This is a genomic window from Candidatus Parvarchaeota archaeon, from assembly GCA_016866895.1.
GTDB lineage: Archaea > Micrarchaeota > Micrarchaeia > Anstonellales > VGKX01 > VGKX01.
In genome coordinates, this window is record VGKX01000097.1 from 1 (window position 1) to 4,744 (window position 4,744).

Genomic DNA, 4,744 nt, shown 5'->3' on the forward strand with positions numbered 1-4,744 from the left:
AAATAAACATACCTTGTTGACTTTTCAAGCGGGGAGAGGCCTATGCGGGAATCCTGGATTGCCTTTGTTGCAATGTTTGAAACGTCTTCAATGGCAATGTGCGCGCCCCCAAGCTCTGCAACAGAATCATCGCCAAAGCCGACAAGCACCCTCTCGTAGAATTCCTCTGCTTTGCTTGTCGCAACAAGCTGGGAAAAGCCCTGGTTTTTGGATTCGCAAACAATTGCATCGAACCCGGATTCCTGATTGTGGACAAACTCGTCAAGAAGCACGCGGCGCAGCGACTTTGTTGAGCGCGAATACCTTGAGAAAAGCGCGCCCATGACAACTTCCGGGAGGTTGACAAGCCCAAATATTGGCCTGTCTGTATTTGTGCAGAACCTTGACAGGACGGACTTTTCAGTATCGGTGAAAGTTTCTCCCATAAAGACATCAAGAAGTTTAAGACGCTTCAGTTTTTAAACCCTGTTTTGCGCTTTCGCTTTTTTTGCTATATAATGGATGCCAAAGGCGCAATACGCAAGATATGAAACAGCCTCAAGCATGGTGGGCCTTGCAGTATACCCTACAAGCGAACGAAGGATTGAGCCGACAGGACTGGAGTTTTCAAGAAATCCGCTTGTGTCCCAAAGCACAGGACCTGAATCAAGAAGGCCGGCCTCGTCAAATTCGTGCACTGCATGCGAAAGCAGTCCGGATGCAAACAGCACAAGTATGACACTAGTTGCAAGGAAAAACGGCCGGATATCCGAGTTTTTTGAAAGGATGAAGATTGCGCCTACAAGCAGCGCCGCTGATGCGATGCCTAGCAGAATCCACAGTAGTGACCAGTCCCCGCTGCTTGCAGCAGCAGAGGCAAATGTCAGAAGCACCAGCTCAAATCCCTCGCGGGCAACTGAAACAAATGAAAAAATGCCCAGGCCAATTGTTTCCTTTCTTGCAAGAAGCGATTTGGCCCTGCCCTCTATTTCGCCCTTGGAATAGAGATGCCAGAACGCCCAGACAATGAACCAGGTAATCATTGCAACTGCAATTATCATCAATGAGCCTTCAAAAATTGGCTCATTGGCCTTCCACACCTCGCCAAAAACATTGGTTATGCCAAATGCAAGCACAAGGCTTACTGCAAGCCCCCCAAGAACACCTGCAAAAACAATTTTTGAATGCTTCCAGTTGCCTGTTTTATGCAGGTAGAGAAGAATTATTGCAACTGCAAGGATTGCCTCAAGGCTTTCCCTAAATGAAATTATGAACTCCGAGAGCATTATACCAACAGCTAAAACCCCGGCGTATTGTGCCTTGGCTTCACCCTTGCGCTTCAAGAAAATGCATGCGTTTTGGCAGGGCTTGACAAAAATATAACCGAGTTATAAAAATATGATATGAAGCCAAAGCTTTAAAACGTTGGCAAGATTTGAACCGCGCCAAAACGAGGAGGAGAGCTAGACAAGACTGATGTTTTTGGCAAGAGTTGAGATTTTTAAAAGCGCCTTGCCCATGGCATTTTTTCCATTGCCAAAAGATTTTGAATAAATGTTTATGATTTCGCTTCCGATTATCACTCCGTCGGCGCCAGCAGACTTGTACAGGGCTGCCTGCTTAGAGTTTGATATCCCAAAACCGACGCACAATGTTTGCTTTTTTCCGGAAAGCCCACTTAATTTCCGCACAAAAGCGATGCTGCCAGGGCTTGCAAGGGATTTTGACCCAGTAGTGCCAGCTGCTGAAACAAGATATGTGAATAGATTAGTTCTCCCTGAATTAAGCATCTGCCTTGCCAGTCTGGACGGTGTGTTCGGGGCGACTAGGCATATCAGCTGGATTCCTTTTGATTTTGCAAGCCTTTCAAAAGTCTTGTCCTGGCCGTAAGGCAGGTCAGGGACAATCAATCCAACAACGCCGCATTTTCGCATCTTCCCTAGAAACTTCTCCTGGCCGTATGAGTATACTATGTTATAGTATGTCATGAAAACAAGCGGCGTTTTGAGGCCGATTCCCCTTATTTTTGATGCAAGCGAAAATGCCTTTTCAACATTCATCCCGGATTTAAGCGCACGCTGCGAGGCTGCCTGTATTGTCGGCCCGTCCGCGATTGGATCGGAAAATGGTATGCCTAACTCGATTGCATACGAGTGCGGGGCAAGAATCCTGGCAAGCCTGAATGTATTGCCTTCATCCGGGTCGCCGCAGCAAATGTAAGGAACGAATTTCATTTTATCACGCACGTTTGATTTGTGTGTATTGAATTGGCGCGCTAAATGCCGCCATCTAGCTCGCCTTGGATTTTCAATACATGCTCCACGTCCTTGTCTCCTCTTCCGGACAAGTTCACAATTATGATGCTTCCTTTTTTGCATGTTTTGGCAAGTTTCTCAAGGTATGCTATTGCATGGGCGCTTTCAAGAGCCGGGATAATGCCTTCTGTTTTTGCAAGAAGCTCAAAGCCCCTTAATGCTTCCTTGTCAGTGACACTGACATATTTTGCCCTGGCAGTGCTTGCAAGAAGCGCATGCTGCGGGCCTATGGCAGGATAGTCAAGGCCTGCAGAAACTGAGTGTGTCTCCATTATTTGCCCGAACTGGTCCTGCAAAACATAGGAGAGAGAGCCGTGGAGAACGCCCTTGCGCACCGTATTTCCGCCGATTCGTGCAGCGTGCTTTCCAGTGCTTATTCCAAGCCCGCCTGCCTCCACGCCGATCATTTTGACTGACTTGTGTTTCAGGAATGGCCCGAAAAGGCCTATGGAGTTGCTCCCCCCTCCAACGCAGGCGACAAGGCAGTCGGGGAGCCTGCCTTCGCACCTGACCATTTGCGCCTTTGCCTCTTTTCCTATTACGGACTGGAAATAGGAGACAATTGAAGGAAACGGATGCGGCCCAAGCGCAGAGCCAATTAAGTAATGCGTGTTTGCAAAATTGGTTGCATAGTCGCGCATGGCCTCGTTGATTGCGTCTTTAAGAGTTCTGCTGCCCGAGTTTACAATCCTAACTTGCGCACCAAGAAGCTTCATCCGATAAACGTTGAGTTTCTGCCTTGCCGCATCATCGCTGCCCATGTAAACAGTGCATTTGAGGCCAAATAGCGCTGCCGCAGTCGCGCATGCAACACCGTGTTGACCTGCGCCGGTTTCTGCGATGATTCTATTTTTTCCCATGTACAAGGCAAGAAGCGCCTGGCCCAGCGTGTTGTTGATTTTGTGCGCCCCGGTGTGCAGCAAGTCCTCGCGCTTCAGATAAATCCTTGCCCTGCCGCCAAGAAGTTTTGAAAGGTTTGACGCAAAGTATAATGGCGTCGGCCTTCCCGCAAATTCTGCAAGGAAGTGCTTGAGCTGGAGCAAAAACTGCTTGTCGGCTTTTGCCCTTTTGAAGGATTCCTCAAGCTGTTGCAGCACCGGCACCAAAAGCTGCGGGACATACTGCCCCCCAAACTCCCCAAACCTTCCTTTTCCAGCCATGATTATTTCACCGATGTGAATCTGCGTGCTTTTGCAAACCCCTTGTGCATTTTCATGCCCCTTTTAGCTCCATGATTTTTGCCTTCTGGTCTTTTGCCTTCCACAGTGCAGTGCCGACAAGCACTCCACTTGCGCCGCACTTTTTAACAAACTGCGCATCTGCCCTGTTCTTAATGCCGCTTTCGCTTATAAGCTTCCTTCCAAGCCTGCCGCTTCCGCCGTATGCGGCAAGAATGTTTTTTGTCCGATTCAAGTCAACTTCAAGAGTCTGCAAATCCCTGTTGTTAATGCCAAGAATGTCGGCTTTTGTCTCAAGTGCAATGTCCATTTCTTTTTTGTCGTAGCACTCCAATAGCACCTCAAGGCCAAGGCCGTGCGCATGGCTTATGTACTGGTCTAGGTCAAACCCGGCCCTTTTTGCGACCTTGACAACAAGCAAAACACAGCTTGCGCCGCTTGCTTTTGCAGCATCAATCTGTATCCTTTCCAGGACAAAATCCTTGAAAAGTGTTGGAAGGCCGCTTGCTGCACTTGCAATGCTTACGTTTCCAAGGTCTCCCTTGAAAATTTGCGGCTCGACAACAACGGAAATCGCATCCGCCCCTGCAGACTTGAAGCCTGCTGCCGTTTTTGCAACATCAATGTAGTCAAACGAATATTCGCCTGCAGGCGATGCGTGCTTGATCTCACAGATTATTGAAAAGCGGTTCTTTGAGAGCGCCTGGCTTAATGGCTGGCAGTGCCGGACACTGTCATTTATTTGACTTGATTTTACGCACTTGTCAATGAATTTTGAATAGTAGCCTCTTGCAATGTTTTCTTTTGCAGTTTCTATGAACCTGTCAAGTATGTCCATGTTACTCCCCGCCTTTTCATACGACTTTGCAAGCCAAATTTATTTCACAATGCTTTTCCCAAAACCCTTTAATTGCTCAAGCTTTTCAAAGGCTTTGCCCGAATCAATCGACGCCTGTGCCATTTCAAAGCCGTTTTTCAGCGATGCTGCCAAACCGGAAACGTAAATTGCTGCAGCTGAGTTCATTAGAACTATATCCCTAGCCGGGCCCTCTTTTCCGCTCAGCACGGAATTTATGACAGTTGCGCTTTGGGCCGCCCCTGCGACCCTTAAAGAGTCAAGTCCGGATTTGTTTATTCCAAAGTCTTCAGGGTTTATTTCATAGTTTGTTATTTTGCCTTTTGAGATTTCATAGACCTGCGAAGGCGCGGACACCGAGATTTCATCTATGTCGCTTGACACCAAAAGTGCTTTTTGAGCGCCTAGCCCCTTTG

General features: G+C 48.0%; 6 protein-coding genes. All 6 read right to left on the bottom strand.

The annotated features are described in order from the left end of the window. Positions 1 to 425 (bottom strand): thymidylate synthase (locus tag FJZ26_04260; protein ID MBM3229617.1); only part of this gene is annotated, 425 nt, incomplete at its 3' end. 33 nt (positions 426 to 458) lie between these two features. After that, complete coding sequence (locus FJZ26_04265; protein MBM3229618.1) at positions 459 to 1,265, bottom strand: hypothetical protein; 807 nt, start codon at positions 1,263 to 1,265, stop codon at positions 459 to 461. 177 nt (positions 1,266 to 1,442) lie between these two features. Then, positions 1,443 to 2,357, bottom strand: coding sequence for a tryptophan synthase subunit alpha (trpA, locus tag FJZ26_04270; GenBank protein MBM3229619.1), 915 nt, complete (start codon positions 2,355 to 2,357; stop codon positions 1,443 to 1,445). Beyond that, a complete protein-coding gene (gene trpB / locus FJZ26_04275) occupies positions 2,255 to 3,454 on the bottom strand; it encodes a tryptophan synthase subunit beta (GenBank protein MBM3229620.1) in 1,200 nt (399 codons plus the stop codon). Before trpB ends, trpA begins: the two co-directional genes overlap by 103 nt. A 52-nt stretch (positions 3,455 to 3,506) precedes the next feature. After that, positions 3,507 to 4,310: an indole-3-glycerol-phosphate synthase gene (locus FJZ26_04280; GenBank protein MBM3229621.1), complete on the bottom strand. Its 804-nt coding sequence runs from the start codon at positions 4,308 to 4,310 to the stop codon at positions 3,507 to 3,509. A gap of 39 nt (positions 4,311 to 4,349) precedes the next feature. Further along, positions 4,350 to 4,744, bottom strand: a 395-nt coding sequence (gene trpD, locus FJZ26_04285; GenBank protein ID MBM3229622.1) for an anthranilate phosphoribosyltransferase, incomplete at its 5' end; no start/stop codon positions are given.